Genomic DNA, 19,032 nt, shown 5'->3' with positions numbered 1-19,032 from the left:
ATCACAAACAGAGCGTTACCAGCTCAAATTCTCTGGGAAATCTGAAATAGACGCATCCACGTCTTTGCTTTTATCAGAGTGCCCTACCATGAGCCAACAAACCAAACACGACTCGACCCGACGTTGCATCAAAGGCGCGATCGCCTCACACTGTCAACCTGTAAAACGTTCACCCATTGGTGGCTTTACGCTGCTGGAATTGATTGTCATCGTCGTGATCATCAGCATCTTGTTTGCCATTATGGCTCCTGGATGGACGGCATTTCTGAATGTACAGCGCCTCAATGGTGGGCAGGAACAGGTTTTACTGGCGATGCGGGATGCCCAGAGTCGCGCTAAACAAAGTCGCGTCGTTTGGCAAGCCAGCTTCCAAAACCCCAACGGCGTTGTGCAATGGGCAATTCACCCAGCGGGCACCACGCCTGCACCGTCCCTTTGGCGCAACCTCGACTCAGCCATTCAAATGGATGCAGAAACAACACTACAGCAGGCGGGTGGAGTCCGCAGAGTGCAGTTTGACCACGAAGGCAACGTTAACGGTCAGCTCGGACGACTCACCTTGTCTGGCAAAATGGGTGGCAAAGTCAAACGCTGCGTGATTGTCTCTACCTTGCTGGGAGCAATACGCACTGGCAGAGAGCGTACAGCCATGCAGGATGGTAAATATTGCTATTAGTCAGTTATGCCCTGCAACGCTTTTGCCGTTTTGGGGCGATCGAGCTTCAAGATTAACGTTCCCAGCGGCGGCAAACAGAGATCGATGGAATACGGCTGATTGTGGTATGCCCACTCCTCTGTCCACTTGCCGCCCAGGTTACCCATATTACTACCGCCATATTCCCGCGAGTCGCTGTTAAACAGCTCGGTGTAGAAGCCCAGCTCTGGCACTCCCACGCGATAATGCGAATGGGGTTGAGGGGTGAAGTTGCACACCGTTACGACAAACTCATCCGAATCTTTTGCCCGACGGATGAACGCAACGACGCTATGGCGATTATCGCTACAGTCAATCCATTCAAACCCATCCTGACCAAAATCCTGAGTATAAAGCGCTGGCTCACTACGATAAAGCTGGTTCAACGCCGACAGAAAGTGCTTCAGCTTTTGGTGCGGCTCATACTGGAGCAGGTGCCATTCCAGGTCAGCCCAAACGTTCCACTCACTCCACTGACCAAATTCCATGCTCATGAACAGTGTCTTCTTGCCAGGATGCGTGAACATGTAGGCGTAAAGACAGCGCAGGTTCGCAAACTTTTGCCACTCATCACCTGGAATTTTGCCGAGCATATTGCTCTTGCCGTGGACAATCTCGTCGTGCGAGAGCGCCAGCATGAAGTTTTCGGTGTGGTTATACCAGATGCTGAAGGTGATGTTGTTTTGATGAAACTGGCGGAACCACGGATCCATGTGGAAATAATCCAGCATGTCGTGCATCCAGCCCATGTTCCATTTCAGGTTAAAGCCCAAGCCGCCAACATAAGTGGGCCACGACACCATGGGCCATGAGGTTGACTCTTCGGCAATGGAGAGAATGCCAGGAAAATAGCTAAAGATCACATGGTTCATCTGACGGACAAACTCTGCCGCTTCAATATTCTCTCTGCCGCCATATTGGTTAGCGACCCATTCGCCCGGTTCACGGCAGTAGTCGAGATAGAGCATCGACGCAACGGCATCGACCCGAATGCCATCAATGTGATATTTGTCAAACCAGAAGAGCGCGTTCGCAACCAGATAATTCCGCACCTCGTTACGGGCGTAGTTAAAAACGAGCGTGCCCCATTCTTTATGTTCGCCTTTACGCGGGTCAGCATGTTCATAAAGATGGGTGCCGTCAAAGAAGGCTAAGCCGTGCCCGTCTTTAGGAAAGTGACCAGGAACCCAGTCTACAATGACACCAATACCGTTGGCATGGCACTGATCCACAAAATACATAAAATCTTGCGGGGTGCCGTAGCGAGAGGTGCAGGCATAGTGACCAACAACCTGATAGCCCCAGGAGCCGTCGAACGGATGTTCAGCGATCGGTAGCAGTTCAATATGAGTGAAGCCCAGTTCCTTCACGTAGGGAATGAGTTTGGCAGCGAGTTCTCGGTACGTCAGGAACCGTGCTCCAGGCTTGAGTTCTGAGACAACAACAACAGGTTCTGGTTCGCCGTTGGGTAACAGCGCTGGTTCACTAGAGGCAGCGTGAAGCCAGGAACCAATGTGGCACTCGTAAACAGAGATGGGTTTGGTCAGTGGTTCGGTATGACGGCGTTGCGCCATCCACTCATCGTCGTTCCAGGTATAGGTGTCTAAGTTAGTGACGATCGACGCTGTTTTGGGTCGCGCTTCTTGCTGAAAGCCATAGGGATCTGACTTTTCGTAAATGTGACCGTCCTGGTTCTTGATCTCGTACTTGTAGCTGTCGCCTACTCCCACTTCAGGAATGAAGAGATCCCAAATGCCGCCACCCAGCTTTCGCATCTGGTGCTTGCGACCATCCCAGTGGTTGAAATCACCTAACACAGAGGCACTGCGAGCATTGGGTGCCCAGACAGCAAAGTAGACACCGCTGACCCCGTTCATCTCGGTCAGATGCGCGCCCATCTTTTCGTAGAGGCGATGGTGATTGCCTTCTGCAAAGAGGTGAACGTCGAAATCAGTCAGGTAAGGCGAACGAAAGGCATAGGGGTCATAAATAAAGCGCTCGTGCTCACCTTCCTTTAAGCGAAACTGGTAGTTGGTAAGCTCAACCCCATCGATCGTACATTCAAAGAAGTGAGGATGGTGGGTTGCCTGCATGGGGTATTCTGCCCGTTGCTCTGGCAACACAACCCAAACGGCATCGGCACTCGGCTGATAAGCCCGCACAACCCAGGATACTTGACCACCGTTCTCTGAGGCGTGAGGACCCAGCACTTCAAACGGATCATGATGCTGATTCCAAACGATCCGCTCTACCTGATCTGGGGTGATGGTCACTGTCATGAAGCTACCTGCCTAAGCAAAATTATTAAGCCGCAAAGAAATTTAAATGATGCGTAATCAACTGTAATAAACCGTAGCAAATCATGGTTAAAGTCTCAAATTTATTTGCACCAATACGTAATTTTTCGTAAACGACAGAGCTGCGCGGCGATCGATGCATCATGCAACCGACAAGAAACAAGGCGATAAGAGTATGAATACAAAACACGCCCTAACTCTATCATTTACAAGTCAGGGCGATTAGATTGGTTGACACGCTTTTAACGCTTGCTCAATCTTTGGATGCAAAACACTGACGGAGCGTGCGTTGCGCGGTAGAGAGTGCACTCAACCGTTGGTCAGGCGCTGCCTGTAAACGTGACCTCTGGAAATTTCGCCTGCGCTTCTGCCATTGGTCGCCGTTTGCCTTCCTCTTGCCAGTAGTTAATTACCTCGGTTGCCTGGTTGAGCAGTTCAACCCGGTCAACCTCAGAAATCCAGTGTTTGGCTTCCATCTCGGTTTTTAGCTGTTCCCACGCGTCATTGCGGGGCCAAAAAAAGTAAGAAGTCAAAGGGCTAGTCCCTTTACCCACAACCTGATCAACAGCTAATGCAACGTTCTCATCTAGCCAGAGAACTTTTAAAATAAACTTCGACAACCCAACCTCCAGCATGTCCCAGACTTTTTCGATTTGCGTGCAGTTTTGCGATTATTTCCGCAGCTTACCATTCTATCTCACTGTTGGAGGGATCACCACAGTAGTCGTGCTGATCAACAGCAGACTATTGGAGTTGGGTGTAGGGTATGGGGTGTAGAGTTTTTAACGTGGTTTGTGATCGGTATGGAGGCAGCCGTAGCGGTGGAACAGGCAAGTGATTTAAGCGCAAGTCATGGTTTGAGCGCGATCGTTATCTTTGACATTGATGGCGTGATCCGCGATGTGGGTGGATCGTATCGGCGAGCGCTGGCAGACACCGTAGAACAGTTTACAGATGGAGCGTATCGCCCTTCTCCGTGGGAGATTGATGCGCTGAAGGCAGAAGGCATTTGGAATAACGACTGGGAAGCCTCGCAAGAATTGCTGTATCGCTATTTTGAGGCGCAGGGTCGATCGCGCAGGGTCTCTGAAAGAGAATCGCGACAACCCAGTGCTACAGACCCGATCAGGCTTGATTACAACGAACTGGTCGCCTTTTTTCAGTCTCGCTATCGTGGCACTGACCCATTGCATTGGACAGGCTACATTTGCCAGGAGCCGCTGCTGCTGCAACCCACTTATCTCGATCAATTGACGCAGGCAGGCATCCGATGGGGCTTTTTCAGTGGTGCCACAACTGGCTCGGCACGTTATGTTCTGGAGCAGCGTTTGGGTCTACGATCGCCCGTACTGGTAGCAATGGAAGATGCACCCGGTAAGCCTGATCCAACCGGGCTTTTGCAGACGGTGCGCTTGCTCAATGGTGCCGACACTGATCCTGTAGTCTACGTGGGCGATACGGTGGCAGATATGCGTACGATCGCCAATGCGCGACAACTCCAGCCCGATCGACCCTGGTTCGCGGTTGGTGTCTTGCCACCCCACGTTCAGGACGTTGACGCTCACAGAGAAGCCTACACCGCTACGCTTTGGCAATCAGGAGCACAAGTGGTTTACAACAATGTTGAGGCGTTGACGGTAGGCGCGATCGAGCAATTAGTAAAGCGCAAGGCGTAAATCAAGTCATAAATCAAGTTGTGTGTCTTAATCAATTTCGACTCCTGATCACTAACTTCAGCTTTAGCCTTCAGCTTTCAGCCTTTAGCCTTTAGCCTTCCAGCCCCTCACTCCTCTCTCCTCTCTAAGCTTTTAGCTTCAAAAACTTCTCCATCGCCGCCACCATTTCTGGGGGCCAGCGGCGGTTGTCTTTGAGCCACTTCAGATCTTTGTAGCGCGAGTCGAGACCAACGGCTGAGACCCACTGACTTTCGGCTTCACCCTGTTTACCCTGTGCCCAAAGCGTGGCGGTGAGGGCAGCTCGCATATCGGCAAATTGAGGATACTTGCGTACCAGATTTCGCATTTTACGCACCGCCTGATCGTGCTGACCCAGCTGGTAAAGTGCCAGTGCGTAGTTGGCATTTGCAAAGGCATAGTCACGGGCAAGCTCAGTCGCTTGTTTGTAGTCAGCCGCTGCGGCTTCCCATTGCCCCAGCCCAGCTTCAGCATTGCCGCGATTGTTGAAGGCGGCGGGATCTTTGGGATCGAGTTCCAGGACGCGATTATAATCGGCGATCGCCTCTTCCCATTTGCCCAGCCCTTCGAGCGCTGTCCCGCGATTGAGGTATGGATCAGGGGCATCTGGTGCCAGCTCGATCGCCTTGTTGTAATCAACCAGCGCACTTTGCAGCTTATTCTGGCTCACTTTAGCGTTACCGCGATTGCTCCAGGCGGCAGCAGTTTGCGGCAGTTTCTCGATGATTTGTGTCCAATAGTCTTCTGCGGTACGAAAGTTGCCTTCATTGGTGGCTTTGAAGGCTTTGTCGGCGATCGCATCCAGTTGCTTGTATAAATCCAACGCCGTCGGTTGAGGCGGTGCTGAGGCTTCTGTCGGCGGTGCTGACAACTCTGGCTGAGCAGGTGTAGTCGATGGTGTCGACGCTGTCACGGGGGCTTGCTCCGCCGCCAGCACCAAACTAGGCGGTACGGTGAGCACGCTCATAAGCAAGACGCTCAGCAAAACAAAGAGAAACCGAATCATAGGAAGACTACCCAATGAACAGCAAAGTAAGCCGGATGATGATCTGCACAGGTCAAGAATGGTTTCTTAGCGCGGGTAACATTGCATTCTTTCTCAAGAAAGTCCGATATCAAAGGCAAAACGCAGGGTTCTCTGTAAGGTTAGCAAAGGTCTGGGGTTTGTCTGCTGTCCTTGAGTAGAGAATACCCTCTGCTTGAGCAACCCCAACATGCCAGTCGTTTCCATCTTTTCTCAAAATTCACTCTCTTGTCAGGGTTTATAAGTAGAGTGCGCGTCGATGAGCCGTCTAGAGCACTGAGAGCTGGGTATCGGGCGGAGTGTACCCCAGATGTTTCCAGGCGGCAGCAGTGGCAATGCGACCTCGCGCAGTACGGTTGAGATAGCCAATTTGCAGCAGATAGGGTTCATAGACTTCTTCGATCGTCTGAGCATCTTCGCCCGTTACCGCTGCCATTGTTTCCAGCCCAACCGGACCGCCGCCAAAGTGTTCGATCATCACGGTGAGTAGTCGGCGATCGGTCCAATCCAGACCGCAGGGATCAACATTAAAGCGCTTTAAGGCTTCAGCCGCGATCGCCTGATTGATGGTTCCCAGCTCTTTGACCTGCACATAGTCACGCACTCGTTTGAGCAACCGATTGGCAACGCGGGGTGTGCCACGAGCACGACGGGCAATTTCGGTGGCACCGTCAGACGTGACAGCCGTAGTGAGGAGTTTCGCTGTTCGCAGCACAATTTGCGTCAGCTCATCAAGTTCATAAAAGCGCAGACGTTGAATCAGCCCGAAGCGATCGCGCAAGGGTGACGTAAGCGCACCTACTCGTGTGGTGGCACCCACCAGCGTAAAAGGCTGTAATTTGAGCGATCGCATACGGGCGCTGGAACCTTGCCCGATCGTCAAATCAACCCGAAAATCTTCCATTGCCGGATACAGAAGTTCCTCGCTGACTTTGTTGAGCCGATGGATCTCATCAATGAAGAGAACATCTCCTGGTTGTAGGTTGACCAGCAGTCCCACAATATCTTTAGGGCGCTCTAGCGCTGGCGCACTGGTAATTTTGCAATTCACGCCCATTTCCGTTGCCAAAATCAGCGACATCGTTGTTTTGCCCAAGCCAGGAGGACCGTAGAGCAACAGATGATCCAGGGTCTCTTTGCGAGCTTTGGCGGCACGAATGGCAATATCCAGGATTTCTTTCAGGTCTTTTTGCCCAACGTACTCCGCCAAGCGCTGAGGGCGTAAGCGCTCTTCTTGTTTGCCCCGTTCTTCGGGTTCTGGATTTGGTTGCAGCAGAGAACCAGATTTCGGTAGCTTGCCATTGCCAGTGTCTAAAGGCAACTGATCGTCAGGCTCTTGACCATCCGCATCTGGAGACGGTTGCTTGGAGGAGATTATTGCCATACTTTGGGGAAGCAATCAGCTGTGAGCCGTCAGGCATGGAAGTGCTCGATCCTCTTAATCTTAATCGTCCCAGTGTTGAAGCTGGTAGCTGACCGCTGATAGCTGACCGCTAAACATGAGGCACACTTAGAGAACTTGAGAAGATGGCAGTTGAGTCTAGTTTCACCGTCCCTGATGCCGTGAGCTTTCCAGAGGCGATCGCGCTCACCCAAACGCTCTTGGACAGTCTTGAGCAAGGTACCGTGACCGCAGCAGCACTTGAAGCAACGGTGTGTGCTCTAATGGGCAGCGAGAATGGTGCCAGGGGCTTTTTCGTGACGTACTTGAGCGACGATCGTTCATTAGCGGACCAGCCAGCACCAGCGATCGTGGCAGCGTTGAGAACGTCGCCTGCGATCGTGGCACTGCTGTTGGTGAAAAATCTGGCGATGTCTACGGCAATGGCGCTCACGCATCACCGCAACCAGGATGAAGCGATGGTAAGGGGTTCAGAGCGGGTGCGATCGCGCACAGCACAGCTCATTGATCAGCTCCAGTTGCCGCAAGTGCAGCTCGAAGCACGGCAGTTGGCAGGGGCGATCGAAACAAAAACGGGCGCTTATCAAACGTTTTTGGAGCGCTGGAGATACGATTTGGAGCAGCAGCAGGCGATTCAGCAAGTACTGAAGGAGATAGGCATTATAGGATGAGTGCCTGAGGCTTGAGAGGCTTTCTTCGTTCACAGAGTAACCGTGTCATAGCCCTAGTCTGGACTGATGGAACAATGAAATCGCTTGCATCGTCTCTAAAGCGGCAGTGTGCAAACTAGCGTCATGCCTGTTATCCTCTTGTTGCTGGATGGTTTGGCAACTGGAGTGGTTTAGCAACAGTCGTAACGTAAACTAGTTGACATCGGTACCGATTCCAGAGAACTTAGATCAGCGATCGTAATTAGAATTTAGTTCGGTTTCATTTAAACATGGCAATCTCAATTCAGAAAAACCTGTCCCGATCGGAGGCACAGCGGTATTGGGAGTTGCTTCGTGTTTTGGTAGAGCGTAACCTGCATACCCGCTATCGAGGTTCGATTCTGGGAGTGTTTTGGTCGCTGCTCAACCCAGTCACCATGACTGGACTCTACACTGCCATTTTTGGGGGTGTCTTTGCCGTTCAGTACTACGGCTCACTGTTTCGCTACGCTCAAGCGGCATTCGCTGGGCTTGTGATCATCAACTTTTTTTCGGCGGCAACAGCGCAGGCACTGACGAGCGTTGTGGGCAATGGTCCGCTGCTGAACAAAATTCGTTTGCCGGTAAGTGTGTTTCCTGTATCGATAAACGCAGCGAACGTCTTTCAGCTTCTGGTCGGTCCCATGCCATTGCTGGCGATCATGACGGTCGTTAACGTCAGACATCATGTCTTGAGTCAGCTTACCGCTCCCCTGCCGTTGCCAGAATTGGTGGCAGCGATTGTGACTAAAAGCTTGATTAATTTAGCCATTTTTCCGCTTCCACTGATCGCTCTTACCTTGGTTTGCTTGGGAGTCGGGTTCCTTGTCAGCGCCCTGTATGTGTTCTTTCGAGACTTGCCTTACTTCTATGAGCTAATCGTCTTCGTCCTCTGGATTAGTAGTCCCGTGTTTTATCCAGCGTCCATTGTGCCACCTCAGGTCAGACCGCTCTTAGAACTGAATCCGCTCTTCCCGATTATTGAATGCACTCGTCAAATTGTGCTTTCAGGCGAACCTCCCGATGTCAGTATGCTCGTGCGAGCGCTACTAAGCAGCGTTGTCATCTTTGGGCTGGGCTGGAGTTGCTTCAGATGGTGGCGACCGCAGTTTATGGATTTACTTTAGATGGAAGTCATTCGTCTCGATCACGTTTCACTGGCACGACGAACTCAAGAAGAGTTCTCCTATGACTTGAAAAAAACGCTGCTGTCTTTTGTAGAAGGCAAATACCGTCAACCAGCACGAAAGTTAGTGCTGGACGATATCAACCTGTCTATAGAAGCAGGCGAAAAAGTTGGTGTCATTGGCGCGAATGGCTCTGGCAAGTCAACCCTACTCAAGTTGATTTCTGGTATTCTGCAACCGACTCATGGCTCTTTGCGAGTGCGGGGGCAAATTGCACCACTCATTGAGCTTGGTGCAGGGTTTGATGCCGAAATGACCGTGATGGCAAATATTGTCCTGTACGGTGTCTTGCTAGGCTTTCGGCGAGATGAAATGCTGACTAGAGCGCCTTCTATTTTAGAATTTGCAGAGTTAAAGGACTATGCGTCAGCTCCTGTCAAAGCGTTGTCGTCAGGGATGACCGCACGCCTGGGGTTTGCGATCGCAACAGATGTGCAGCCTGATATTTTGATTTTGGATGAAGTGCTGTCAGTCGGTGATGAGAGTTTTAAGCAAAAATGTAAGCAGCGGATGGAGCAGCTATGGGACGGTAGCTCTACAGTGCTGCTGGTTTCGCACAGCATGAACGATATTCACAAGCTATGCGATCGTGCGATCTGGCTCGATCGGGGCTGCATCCGCCTGATGGGTCGTACAGACGATGTCGCAGACGAATACCTGGGTGCCGTTGAGCGGAAGCTGGATATGGGGCTACGTCACGTATAGCTCTAAGCCTTTCAGTCAGCGATCGCCGTTGCGTATCATTGAGGCTAACGCCAACTCATAAATTTAATTGATGCTTTGGAAAACAAAGAATGTTTGCTTTGATGAGCTATAGCCTTTAGCCTAGAAGCAAAGACTTTAGAGCATAAAAAATTTATGAGCGCAAGTATTACCGTCAACGAAATTGATTGGAGCCCGATTCTTAAACAGCTTCAATGTGTGGGCGAACAGGGTTTGCCGACCTATCCGGGCGATTTGAAAACAGCATTGATACATCATGCACGCTTGAGCGGTCATCCCAAAGCAGAAATAGCGTATCAGCTTGCCAATGACATTGCTCACTTGACCACTCACTGTGACCCAGAAATTGTTTACTGGTTCTCGCGCTTACTCTCGTTAATAGAGACCCCATAAGGCGATCGCAGGCTTGCCCTACTCTTTTTCCAGACTCTCGATCCACTGCCACCAGCGGTTGAGCGGAAAGTAGATGACAGGTGCCCACAAGCTGCTCAGAATCGCAGAACTCAAAGCAATAAGCTGGTGATACGTCCAGATTTCCACCAGGGAGCGATCGGCTTGGAAACTATACTGAATTGCCATCACGGTTTCGGCTATGACTGCGGTACCAAAGGCAATCAGCGCGACTGAAATAAAGTCTTCCTGAATATATCGCCCTTTCCGCAAGCGTGCCGTCAAAACGCCAACGACCATCAGGCTCAAAATGTGGGTTGGTGTATGAGCCGTCATCCCATCTTGAATCAAACCCAGCACCAGCCCCGCCAATGCCCCTTGAAACATGGTTCGGTTAACGCTCCAGGCAACCACCCAAATGAGCAGCCAGTTAGGTCCAATGCCTGCCAGTTCCATGCCAGGCAGACGAGTCGGTAAAATGAGCAAACATAGCAGCAATGAACCTACTGTCACAACGCAGTTAACAACTAATCGTTGCGATGGGCTTTCGTGCCAAGTGGTTACTAACGCTTCGCTTTTCATTGCTCAGGCTTCTTGCCAGGTACCTGGTTAGGCGCTCTAATGGGCTGTCCAGACTGATCGTGGGGGTAAATCACCGCCCACTCCAGAAAACTAACAGGGGCAGAAAGCTCGATCGTGGCTTCAGGTGCAGGACTTTTGTTGAGATTGACCGACTCCACACGACCGATCGGCATTCCAGCAGGAAAGAACTGGCTCAAGGTCGAAGTAGACACGACATCACCGCGCCGCACATCTGGGACTTTGTCAAAAAACTCCATGACGGCATGGCTTGTTGATTGCCCACGCATATAGCCCATAAAGCGACTGCGGCTAATCGTCACCCCAATGCGGCTCGACGGATCACTCAAAAGCAAAACTCGGCTGGTATTGGGCGTAACGTCTGTAACGCGACCAACGACTCCACCAGGAGCCATCACCACGTAGCCAACCTTGACGTTGTCGTTGCTGCCCCGTCCCAGGATGAGTTGCTGCCACCAATGGTCAGCACTCCGTCCAACCACCGGAGCTGTAATCCCCGACTGCTTGTTTTCCGAGGCATAGCCCAACAGCTCACGCAGGCGCTGGTTTTGACTTTCGATCTCAGTGAGTCGCTGCTGCAATTCTTGCAGTTGAGCGTTCTCAAGCAGAGTTTGTTTCGCTGGATTTGGCTGGAAAAGACGGGAGAACAATTGATAGGTTTCAAACACGGGCATTGCCTGGGTCTGCCGGATGAGCAGAGCCGAACCAACAGCCATGCTCGCTAGAAAAACTCTTAGCCGGTGCCGATCCCACCAGCGACGTAGGGTATACATGCAAGCAATTTAGGCGTTAAGCGAGCGTTAACTGAATCTAGCAAGATTGAATAGAAGGCATGTGACGACTCAGGACGAATTGAATTGAATAGATTAGCTAGCAGCGCAATGACACAAACGCGATCGCTAAAAATTGCGCGATCGACCACTGAAGACTCGCTCCAGTTGCTTAAAGTTCTCCAGGACGCGCCCGGTTCCGAGTACGACACAGCTCAATGGATCAGCTGCCACATGAACAACAATGCCAGTTTCGTGGCTAATCAACGTATCGATTCCCTTCAAAAGAGCACCACCACCTGCCAGCATAATACCGCGATCGATAATATCTGCTGCAAGTTCGGGTGGAGTTCGCTCCAGTGTGCGCTTGACGGCATCAACAATCACTGCCAACGGTTCCGACATACTCTCACGGATTTCGGGTGCTTTCACGGCAACTGTGCGCGGCAATCCAGAAAGCAGGTGCAGCCCTCGGACTTCCATCGTGGTGTCATCATCCACCGGATACGCAGAGCCGATCGTAATTTTGATTTCTTCAGAGGTGCGTTCACCAATCACCAGGTTGTGCACTTTCTTCATGTATTGAGCGATCGCCTCACTCAACTCATCGCCTGCCACGCGAACAGACTCACTCAGCACGGTACCCTGTAAGCTCAACACCGCAACTTCGGTTGTGCCGCCACCGATGTCGATGATCATGTTGCCTGTCGGTTCTGCAACAGGTAAGCCTGCCCCGATCGCGGCGGCTACTGGCTCATCAATTAAGTAAACATCACGTGCGCCTGCCTGAGACGCAGCATCCATCACGGCTCGTCGCTCCACACCTGTAACACCGCTAGGTATGCCAATGACAATCCGAGGCGATACTAGCGTTTTACCTTCATGAACCCGCGTAATAAAATGCTTCAGCATCAGCTCAGCCGTGTCAAAGTCAGCGATTACACCATCGCGAAGCGGGCGAAGTGCAATGACATTGCCAGGGGTACGACCAAGCATCCGCTTTGCGTCTTCACCGACTGCCAGCGGTAGCTTAGAATCCTGATCCATAGCAACAACGGACGGCTCTTGCAGGACAATACCCTTGCCCGACACGTAAACCAATGTATTTGCTGTGCCAAGGTCAATGCCCATATCCCGCGAAAGGGAAAAGCGACTAAAAAGTCCCACGAGCTTCTATGCCTCTCAAATAACAAATGGATGACTGGATCATTTTGCACCTACATCACTATACGTGCAATCAAGGTTGGATCCTATTATGTTTTTAGCTGTGAGTCCAGTCAGCATAATATATCAATCACGAAAAATTGCCTCAAATAGCTAAGGTAAGCACCATAGTAGTAATCTTAACTAGAAACGTATCGTCATTATGGGTCAATTGCTACCAATCAGACATAGGTAGAGGGCTGAGGGTCGATCGCCAGACGGTTGGAACTACTCGCAAACAGCGTATAGCTGCTAAAATACGCTTGTACCAGTCGATATCTTAGGACTCAACTCTTAAGATGAGATTGGGTAGCAAAGTCTGCCGTGTAACCTGTTCATGCAAAACCTGTTCATGCAAAAGAGTTAACAGATATGAGTCTGAATGCTGTAACCCTGGTAGGTCGTGTTGGTGGTGATCCAGATGTGAAGTATTTTGAATCGGGCAGCGTCAAGTGTAGTTTAACGCTGGCGGTCAATCGCAAAACTCGCAACAACGATCAGCCAGATTGGTTCAATCTAGAGCTTTGGGGCAAAACGGCTGAGGTCGCTGCTAACTATGTTCGTAAAGGCAGTCTGATTGGCGTAACTGGCGCGCTCAAGTTTGATACGTGGAAAGATCGCAGCACGGGGGACGATCGCTCCAAGCCCATCATTCGCGTCGAACGGCTCGATCTACTAGGCTCCAAACGCGACAATGAAGCAGGAGCCAACAGCGGCGGCTACGATGAGGAGTTTTAGAAAGACCTTCTGTAGGGACGTTACATGTAACGTCCCTACGATTCACCTAATAGCTGATTTGCAACGTTACTGAGGCTTGGACTTCTTGCTCACCACCGATCACAGGACTGGGTGCTTTTGGTGCAGCGGCAGTTCGCATGGCTTGAAAATCCTCAAGGGGACGTGGTGGAGGCGCAGACGCACCGTTAACCTGAATGCTGACAATCTGTCCTTTGCTCAGGTTGAGGGCACTAAAGACGGCATCCGCTTGTGCCTGAGCATCCTGGGTCGCTTCACGGAGCGCAGATTTTTGAGTCGCTGCGATCGCCTCATCGGTGGCAATAAAGCTCACGCCGTCAATCCGCGATGCGCCTGCCTTAACCGCTTCATCCAGTAAGACACCTGCTTTAGTGGTTGCAATGCGAAAGCTGACAATGTTGCTGGCAGAGTAGCCCGTCAGCGTCTGTTTGCCATTGTCGTACTGGTAGGTTGGGCTGAGGTTAATGCCTGTCGTTTCCAGCTTGTCTACCTGGCGAGCTTTCAAGAGATTGACAACTGCGTTCGATCGCCGTGCCACTTCTTCCTGCACCGCATTCGCTGTTTTGCCCTGTGCCTCCACACCTAAACGCACTTGAGTAATCGTTGTAGCAACCATTTCTGTGCCGCGCCCAGTGACGGTCAGCGTCCGCAGCATTTTTTCTTGTGCGAGGACGGGATTGGCGATCGCAAGGCTCAACAGTCCGGCGCTGACGATCAGCGTCTTCAAGCGATTCCAGGAAGCAGTTTTAACGATCGAAGGGGTTGAATGCATCACAGTAAGATCTCCTCACAAAAAACGATGAAGTGAAATGGTTTGACTGTATTCACTCTGCCACTGAATTGTCAGAAGGTATGTTTGGTTACAGTTTTGGCAACTTGAGAGAATGGGGAGTAGGGAGTAGGGAGTAGGGAGTAGGGAGTAGGGAGTAGGGAGTAGGGAGTAGGGAGGCAGAAGGCGTTCAAACCTGCCTCTGCTGCCTCTGCTTCCCCTGCTTCCCCTGCTCCCCCTGCTTCCCCTGCTTCCCCTGCTTCCCCTGCTTCCCCATCTCCCCCTGCTTCCCCCTGCTCCCCCATCTCCTCACCCCTCACCCCTCACCCCTCACCTCTTTCGCATAAGCGATCGACGTATAGAGCTTGCTAAACCCGACTGATTCATACAACCGCAGTGCACCGGATGGGTTTTCGGAGTCTACGCCCAGCAGGGCTGTCTCAACGCCGATCGCCTTGAGCTGCTGTAGCCCTGAGAGCAACATGGCACGACCCAACCCCAATCTGCGAAAGCCTCGGCGAGTGCCCAGTATGTTGATCCAGCCTTCGTTTCGCCCGTTGCGTTGATTGTCTTTTGGGTAGATATGCCCAGCGCAAAAGGCGGCAAAGGTGCCATCGGCAGCAATGGCAATGCGATCGAGCGCAGGATTGTAGTCAGGTTCCGTCGTCTCATGCTTGAACTGTTCGATCGTGAGAGGGTGATGGTTCCAGTGATCGATGAACGACTCGTTGAACATAGCAACCCACGCTTCGGCATCGCGATCGCTATCTATATGACGTACGCTAAACCCCGCCGGAAACTGAGCTTCGGGGATGGGTGCTAATAGCGATCGCGTCATGCGGTAGAAATAGCGTTCGATCGCAAAGCCATGCTGTTCTAGCAGCGAGACGCGGTAGTGATGGGTAGAGCGAGCGCCTGCCCGTAGGTAGACACAGACACCGCGTTCATGGGCAACTTCACGCATCCGCTGTTCACTCCAGGCAAGCATCTGAGTTTCCAGAGTGCTTCCCCGTGCCTTTGGATGAACGTTACACCACAAAAAGCCGCTATGGTTGTCGCCCGGTGGCAGTACCCAAATGGCTGCAAAACCAATGAGATCGTTATCGTCCTGCCATACGCGGACATCGCGGCTTAAATCCAAGTCGGGATCAGTAAACTTCTGGCGTAGCTCATCAACCGAGGTGCCTGCATCTAACCGATCGACGGCTTCGCAGGCGTTGAGCAGGTCGGCGATCGCGGGCAAATCTGCTTCACCAGCGTAGGGACGCATGATGATATTTGTAGACAATAGAGTAGACACGGTGGGGACTCCGTTAAGTTCAGGCGCACTAAGTTCAGCCGCACTATCAGCGGCCAGAGGCTGAGGGCGATCGCGTTTAAGGTTTATAAAGAAGGGGTGGCGATCGTGCGACAAGTGCGCGCGTCCAGATAGCTACACAATGAACTGGTGCAATTTCGTAGCAAGAGTAACCATGCCTGTCATTCTGGCTGAGAACCTGAGCAAGCTGTATCCCGTTGCGGTGAAAGAACCGGGGCTAAAAGGGACATTCCAGCACTTTTTGCGGCGAACCTATCGTCAAATCAAAGCCGTTCAGTCGATTTCGTTTGCCATCGAACCGGGAGAAATCGTCGGCTTTCTAGGCGCAAACGGAGCGGGTAAGACGACAACGCTGAAGATGCTTACGGGACTGATCCATCCATCTGAGGGACGCATCAACGTTGCGGGACACATACCGTTTCAGCGCAAATTTGCTTTTTTGCAGAACATCACGCTCGTAATGGGGCAAAAGCAGCAGTTGATCTGGGATTTGCCCGCGCTGGATTCGCTGCGGATCAATGCGGCAGTGTATGGGATCAGCGATCGCGACTTCAAAACCCGCGTCGGCGAACTCACCGAAATGCTGTCTCTAGAAGGAAAGCTCACTCAGGCAGTCCGTAAACTCTCCCTCGGTGAACGGATGAAAGCCGAACTACTCGCAGCACTGATCCACCAGCCGCACGTCCTCTTTCTAGATGAGCCGACATTGGGACTGGATGTGAATGCTCAGGTCAGCGTCCGCGAATTTTTGCGCGAGTACAACCAGCGCTATCAGGCAACGGTTTTGCTAACCAGTCACTACATGGCAGACATCACGGCGCTGTGTCAGCGAGTGCTGGTGATTCATGAAGGGCGCTTGATTTACGATGGCAGTCTGGATGGCTTGGTCGATCGCTTTGCCCCCTGCCGCGAAGTTAATATCGAACTGGCAAATCCTTACTCTGCCGAAAAGCTGGCTCTCTATGGCGATTTGGAGTCGGTGGATGGTTTGCTTGCCAAATTTTTGGTGCCGCAAGAACGCCTCACTCGCACGGTTGCCAAACTCTTATCTGAACTAGAGGTGGTGGATTTGTCGGTCACAGAACCGCCGATCGAGGAAGTGATTGGACGGGTGTTGCGATCGGGGGTGGCGTGAAAGAGCGGTCAGCTACCAGCGGTCAGCTATCAGCTATCAGCGGTCAGCTATCAGCTATCAGCTATCAGCTATTAGCCTCAATGCTAGAACGATAAGCTGAAAGAAACAATTCTAAAGCTGACCGCTGACCGCTAATTGCTAAATTCTTACTATGAATCGCATCATCAAAATTGCCCAAACCATGACCTCTGTGTACTACGCCTATATGGTGGAGTATCGGGCTGAATTGCTGCTGTGGGTGCTGTCGGGTTCGTTGCCAATTATTCTGATGGGTATTTGGATGCAGGCGGCGCAAAACGGAAATTTTGGCTTAACGCCGATTGAGTTTGCCCGTTACTTTTTGGCTGCATTCGTCGTCCGTCAGTTCACTGTGGTTTGGGTCATCTGGGAATTTGAGCGCGAGATTATCGAGGGCAAGCTGTCCTTCCGCCTGTTGCAGCCGCTTGATCCCGCGTGGCATTACTTTTTCTCCCACTTTGCAGAGCGCTTTGCCCGTCTGCCTTTTGCGTTTGGGCTGATTGCGTTATTCTTCTGGCTTTACCCACAGGCGCTTTGGCTACCGAGTCTGGGCGGCTTCCTCTTGTTTTTGATCACGGCTGTCTTTGCCTTTGCGCTGCGGTTTTTAATGCAATACACCTTGTCCATGTTCGCCTTTTGGACGGAGCGTGCCAGTGCGTTAGAGCAGTTCTGGTTTCTGTTTTACCTGTTTTTGTCGGGCATGGTCGCGCCGTTGGAGGTATATCCACCGCAGATGCGGGCGATCGTCCTTTGGACACCGTTTCCCTACCTGATTCACTTCCCCGCCAGCTTGCTGGTTGGTCTGCCTGTCAACCTCGGTCAAGGGTTGCTTGTCATGCTGGGCTGGACGGCTATTTTTTTCACGACCTACCGCTGGCTGTGGCACAAGGGGCTAAAGCAGTATTCGGGGATGGGGGCGTGAGTGAGAGTTTTTGGTTGTTAGTTGTTGGGTGCCAGGGCTTCTTGAGCTTTCGCTGTTTCGATGTTGGTGTGATCTTCTAGATAATCAACCAGTTTGAGAAAATCGACGCGAGGGAGCGATCGACCCCCAATTTCTCGAAAGGCTAGCTGTGGTTTATCATTTTCAACAATGTGGTAGCCCCAATACAAAAGCTGCTTGCTAAAGCGAATGGCGACGGTTTCGGGGTCGATGTAATGGCACTTGGGATCATCTGCCATCAAGGTTTCAAATTCGGTCTTTAAGATGCGATTGAGCACCTCGTTGCGTCTGGGTTCGTCGCTGTGGTAGTTGTTGACGATGACAAATAGTTCGGCATTGCTATTGCTGCGTCGCACGGCTGCAAAGGTACGTCGGATAACATCAGCGTTTTTGTTGATCCCTAACGGGTTGAGCGTTGTGGGGATCAGGCAGTAGTTGAATTTTTCGATGAATGCCTCTGGATTCGCGTCATACTCCGGACTGCAATCGCAAATGACAACGCGGGTATCGGGATATTCTTCTTCGCGCCATTCGGTGTGGTTGAGGACGGTAATCGTTGCGCCCAAGCCGCCTCGTCGTCCGGGAATATAAACGCCATCCCCAAGCAGCTTTCGCAGGTTGCTCTGGCGATCGAGGTCAATCAGCACAACATCGTACCCGTTGAGCGCAAAGGCTCCTGCAAGGTGAGCGCTGATCGTCGTTTTGCCCACACCACCCTTGCAAGTAAACACGCCAATGTAGGTGAGCTGCGCTTTCGGTTGCGGTGGGGGAATGTCACCATCTTCCCAGACAAGCTGATCCTCTCTAAAGCTACCCAGCGCGACATCTACAACCTCTTCTGTCCGCATATATGTAAAGACAGACGGCGTAAACCCCGATGCCGAAAGCAGAAACCCGCGTGTAAATTTAGCCGCTGCGGGTCGCTCTAAAAAATCAATAAATTTCTCTAGTTGACCCGCATGGACTTTCGCCCGCTGAGACTTTACCTGCATCGCAACACATTCGCTGCCGCGTACCAACTCAATGTCATAGCCCAGCGTGTTGGGTGGGGCAAGGGTTGCCGTCCAGCCATCTTGCTCAAAGTGCTGTAGGATGACCGTCTTGAAATCGGGGTCTTTCTCAAACTGTGGCATGGGGTTGCACCGATCGCACGTCAGGTAGAGATAGTCGCTTCTAGAGATTAGCCCAAACCTGTCGAGGAAAGTGCGATCGTCAACGGCTGATGGAACAATCTGTAGGCGCGATCGGTGGAGATGTTTCAGTCTATGGCGCTATGCGTCGATTGAGCGATTGGGGCGCATGAGAAGAGGCGTGGGGCGATCGCGCAAATGTCTAGGACTTACGCAACCCTCAGAGGTTTTAACCAGGCAGCAAGCATCGTGAACAGAGTGGCTTCACCCTCTAAGGTTTTGGTCAAAATACG

The 19,032-nt window shown here is 51.8% G+C and carries 20 protein-coding genes; 9 read left to right on the top strand and 11 right to left on the bottom strand.

Annotated elements, in window-relative coordinates:
• The first annotated feature begins 88 nt into the window (after positions 1 to 88).
• A complete protein-coding gene (locus tag AC5JO6_RS11645) occupies positions 89 to 676 on the top strand; it encodes a prepilin-type N-terminal cleavage/methylation domain-containing protein (RefSeq protein ID WP_496081227.1) in 588 nt (195 codons plus the stop codon).
• On the opposite strand, the gene glgB is transcribed toward AC5JO6_RS11645, so the two are convergent.
• Both glgB and AC5JO6_RS11635 read right to left on the bottom strand, forming a co-directional pair.
• The gene (gene glgB / locus AC5JO6_RS11640; RefSeq protein ID WP_496081226.1) at positions 673 to 2,973 is read right to left on the bottom strand and encodes a 1,4-alpha-glucan branching enzyme; all 2,301 of its coding nucleotides are present in this window, start codon (positions 2,971 to 2,973) and stop codon (positions 673 to 675) included. The two genes, AC5JO6_RS11645 and glgB, sit on opposite strands and share 4 nt — an antisense overlap.
• A gap of 338 nt (positions 2,974 to 3,311) precedes the next feature.
• On the bottom strand, positions 3,312 to 3,611 hold the full coding sequence (locus tag AC5JO6_RS11635; RefSeq protein WP_190447847.1) for a 30S ribosomal protein PSRP-3: 300 nt from the start codon (positions 3,609 to 3,611) through the stop codon (positions 3,312 to 3,314).
• A 183-nt stretch (positions 3,612 to 3,794) separates the two neighbouring features.
• Between AC5JO6_RS11635 and AC5JO6_RS11630 the strand changes: the two genes are divergently transcribed.
• The gene (locus tag AC5JO6_RS11630) at positions 3,795 to 4,667 is read left to right on the top strand and encodes a TIGR01548 family HAD-type hydrolase (RefSeq protein WP_496081225.1); all 873 of its coding nucleotides are present in this window, start codon (positions 3,795 to 3,797) and stop codon (positions 4,665 to 4,667) included.
• Positions 4,668 to 4,791: 124 nt separating this feature from the next.
• On the opposite strand, the gene AC5JO6_RS11625 is transcribed toward AC5JO6_RS11630, so the two are convergent.
• Positions 4,792 to 5,691, bottom strand: a complete 900-nt coding sequence (locus AC5JO6_RS11625; RefSeq protein WP_496081224.1) for a tetratricopeptide repeat protein — start codon at positions 5,689 to 5,691, stop codon at positions 4,792 to 4,794.
• 286 nt (positions 5,692 to 5,977) lie between these two features.
• Positions 5,978 to 7,093, bottom strand: a complete 1,116-nt coding sequence (ruvB, locus tag AC5JO6_RS11620; RefSeq protein ID WP_496081223.1) for a Holliday junction branch migration DNA helicase RuvB — start codon at positions 7,091 to 7,093, stop codon at positions 5,978 to 5,980.
• 143 nt (positions 7,094 to 7,236) lie between these two features.
• Here ruvB and AC5JO6_RS11615 point away from each other — a divergent pair, with 143 nt between their 5' ends.
• The 4 genes from AC5JO6_RS11615 (at position 7,237) to AC5JO6_RS11600 (ending at position 10,103) form a co-directional block, all read left to right on the top strand.
• Positions 7,237 to 7,782 carry a sll1618 family protein gene (locus AC5JO6_RS11615; RefSeq protein WP_496081222.1) on the top strand — a complete coding sequence of 182 codons (546 nt, stop codon included), beginning with the start codon at positions 7,237 to 7,239 and terminating at the stop codon, positions 7,780 to 7,782.
• A gap of 269 nt (positions 7,783 to 8,051) precedes the next feature.
• The gene (locus tag AC5JO6_RS11610) at positions 8,052 to 8,927 is read left to right on the top strand and encodes an ABC transporter permease (RefSeq protein WP_496081221.1); all 876 of its coding nucleotides are present in this window, start codon (positions 8,052 to 8,054) and stop codon (positions 8,925 to 8,927) included.
• Positions 8,928 to 9,692, top strand: a complete 765-nt coding sequence (locus AC5JO6_RS11605; RefSeq protein WP_496081220.1) for an ABC transporter ATP-binding protein — start codon at positions 8,928 to 8,930, stop codon at positions 9,690 to 9,692.
• Positions 9,693 to 9,845: 153 nt separating this feature from the next.
• Positions 9,846 to 10,103, top strand: coding sequence for a hypothetical protein (locus AC5JO6_RS11600; protein ID WP_496081219.1), 258 nt, complete (start codon positions 9,846 to 9,848; stop codon positions 10,101 to 10,103).
• Positions 10,104 to 10,121: 18 nt separating this feature from the next.
• Here the strand turns inward: AC5JO6_RS11600 and mreD are convergent, their stop codons facing one another.
• From mreD to AC5JO6_RS11585, 3 genes are all read right to left on the bottom strand, one after another.
• Entirely contained in the window at positions 10,122 to 10,682 is a 561-nt protein-coding gene (gene mreD, locus AC5JO6_RS11595; RefSeq protein WP_496081218.1) for a rod shape-determining protein MreD, read from the bottom strand.
• A complete protein-coding gene (mreC, locus tag AC5JO6_RS11590; protein WP_496081217.1) occupies positions 10,679 to 11,473 on the bottom strand; it encodes a rod shape-determining protein MreC in 795 nt (264 codons plus the stop codon). Before mreC ends, mreD begins: the two co-directional genes overlap by 4 nt.
• Positions 11,474 to 11,599: 126 nt before the next feature.
• Positions 11,600 to 12,601 carry a rod shape-determining protein gene (locus AC5JO6_RS11585; RefSeq protein WP_106257400.1) on the bottom strand — a complete coding sequence of 334 codons (1,002 nt, stop codon included), beginning with the start codon at positions 12,599 to 12,601 and terminating at the stop codon, positions 11,600 to 11,602.
• A 444-nt stretch (positions 12,602 to 13,045) separates the two neighbouring features.
• Here AC5JO6_RS11585 and AC5JO6_RS11580 point away from each other — a divergent pair, with 444 nt between their 5' ends.
• Entirely contained in the window at positions 13,046 to 13,411 is a 366-nt protein-coding gene (locus tag AC5JO6_RS11580) for a single-stranded DNA-binding protein (RefSeq protein WP_496081216.1), read from the top strand.
• 46 nt (positions 13,412 to 13,457) lie between these two features.
• Here AC5JO6_RS11580 and AC5JO6_RS11575 read toward each other — a convergent pair whose 3' ends face one another.
• The 3 genes from AC5JO6_RS11575 to AC5JO6_RS11565 form a co-directional block, all read right to left on the bottom strand.
• A complete protein-coding gene (locus AC5JO6_RS11575; RefSeq protein ID WP_496081244.1) occupies positions 13,458 to 14,201 on the bottom strand; it encodes an SIMPL domain-containing protein in 744 nt (247 codons plus the stop codon).
• Between the two features lie 71 nt (positions 14,202 to 14,272).
• The gene (locus AC5JO6_RS11570; protein WP_496081215.1) at positions 14,273 to 14,503 is read right to left on the bottom strand and encodes a hypothetical protein; all 231 of its coding nucleotides are present in this window, start codon (positions 14,501 to 14,503) and stop codon (positions 14,273 to 14,275) included.
• 11 nt (positions 14,504 to 14,514) lie between these two features.
• Positions 14,515 to 15,498 (bottom strand): GNAT family N-acetyltransferase, encoded by a 984-nt coding sequence (locus AC5JO6_RS11565; RefSeq protein WP_496081214.1) that lies wholly within the window; start codon positions 15,496 to 15,498, stop codon positions 14,515 to 14,517.
• A 172-nt stretch (positions 15,499 to 15,670) separates the two neighbouring features.
• Here AC5JO6_RS11565 and AC5JO6_RS11560 point away from each other — a divergent pair, with 172 nt between their 5' ends.
• Positions 15,671 to 16,651 carry an ABC transporter ATP-binding protein gene (locus AC5JO6_RS11560; protein WP_496081213.1) on the top strand — a complete coding sequence of 327 codons (981 nt, stop codon included), beginning with the start codon at positions 15,671 to 15,673 and terminating at the stop codon, positions 16,649 to 16,651.
• A 151-nt stretch (positions 16,652 to 16,802) separates the two neighbouring features.
• Complete coding sequence (locus tag AC5JO6_RS11555) at positions 16,803 to 17,591, top strand: ABC transporter permease (protein ID WP_496081212.1); 789 nt, start codon at positions 16,803 to 16,805, stop codon at positions 17,589 to 17,591.
• Between the two features lie 17 nt (positions 17,592 to 17,608).
• On the opposite strand, the gene AC5JO6_RS11550 is transcribed toward AC5JO6_RS11555, so the two are convergent.
• Positions 17,609 to 18,742, bottom strand: coding sequence for a nucleotide-binding protein (locus tag AC5JO6_RS11550; protein WP_496081211.1), 1,134 nt, complete (start codon positions 18,740 to 18,742; stop codon positions 17,609 to 17,611).
• Positions 18,743 to 19,032: the final 290 nt, after the last annotated feature.

Source organism: Tildeniella sp. (genome assembly GCF_059505325.1).
This window is presented reverse-complemented; position numbering and strand designations above follow the sequence as displayed.

Excerpts from the sequence above, each read along its gene's own strand:
- AC5JO6_RS11645 (WP_496081227.1), top strand. The coding sequence starts at position 89 with ATGAGCCAACAAACCAAACACGACTCGACCCGACGTTGCATCAAAGGC.
- glgB (WP_496081226.1), bottom strand. The coding sequence starts at position 2,973 with ATGACAGTGACCATCACCCCAGATCAGGTAGAGCGGATCGTTTGGAAT.
- AC5JO6_RS11630 (WP_496081225.1), top strand. The coding sequence starts at position 3,795 with ATGGAGGCAGCCGTAGCGGTGGAACAGGCAAGTGATTTAAGCGCAAGT.
- AC5JO6_RS11625 (WP_496081224.1), bottom strand. The coding sequence starts at position 5,691 with ATGATTCGGTTTCTCTTTGTTTTGCTGAGCGTCTTGCTTATGAGCGTG.
- ruvB (WP_496081223.1), bottom strand. The coding sequence starts at position 7,093 with ATGGCAATAATCTCCTCCAAGCAACCGTCTCCAGATGCGGATGGTCAA.
- AC5JO6_RS11615 (WP_496081222.1), top strand. The coding sequence starts at position 7,237 with ATGGCAGTTGAGTCTAGTTTCACCGTCCCTGATGCCGTGAGCTTTCCA.
- AC5JO6_RS11610 (WP_496081221.1), top strand. The coding sequence starts at position 8,052 with ATGGCAATCTCAATTCAGAAAAACCTGTCCCGATCGGAGGCACAGCGG.
- AC5JO6_RS11605 (WP_496081220.1), top strand. The coding sequence starts at position 8,928 with ATGGAAGTCATTCGTCTCGATCACGTTTCACTGGCACGACGAACTCAA.
- AC5JO6_RS11600 (WP_496081219.1), top strand. The coding sequence starts at position 9,846 with ATGAGCGCAAGTATTACCGTCAACGAAATTGATTGGAGCCCGATTCTT.
- mreD (WP_496081218.1), bottom strand. The coding sequence starts at position 10,682 with ATGAAAAGCGAAGCGTTAGTAACCACTTGGCACGAAAGCCCATCGCAA.
- mreC (WP_496081217.1), bottom strand. The coding sequence starts at position 11,473 with ATGTATACCCTACGTCGCTGGTGGGATCGGCACCGGCTAAGAGTTTTT.
- AC5JO6_RS11585 (WP_106257400.1), bottom strand. The coding sequence starts at position 12,601 with ATGGGCATTGACCTTGGCACAGCAAATACATTGGTTTACGTGTCGGGC.
- AC5JO6_RS11580 (WP_496081216.1), top strand. The coding sequence starts at position 13,046 with ATGAGTCTGAATGCTGTAACCCTGGTAGGTCGTGTTGGTGGTGATCCA.
- AC5JO6_RS11575 (WP_496081244.1), bottom strand. The coding sequence starts at position 14,201 with ATGCATTCAACCCCTTCGATCGTTAAAACTGCTTCCTGGAATCGCTTG.
- AC5JO6_RS11570 (WP_496081215.1), bottom strand. The coding sequence starts at position 14,503 with ATGGGGGAGCAGGGGGAAGCAGGGGGAGATGGGGAAGCAGGGGAAGCA.
- AC5JO6_RS11560 (WP_496081213.1), top strand. The coding sequence starts at position 15,671 with ATGCCTGTCATTCTGGCTGAGAACCTGAGCAAGCTGTATCCCGTTGCG.
- AC5JO6_RS11555 (WP_496081212.1), top strand. The coding sequence starts at position 16,803 with ATGAATCGCATCATCAAAATTGCCCAAACCATGACCTCTGTGTACTAC.
- AC5JO6_RS11550 (WP_496081211.1), bottom strand. The coding sequence starts at position 18,742 with ATGCCACAGTTTGAGAAAGACCCCGATTTCAAGACGGTCATCCTACAG.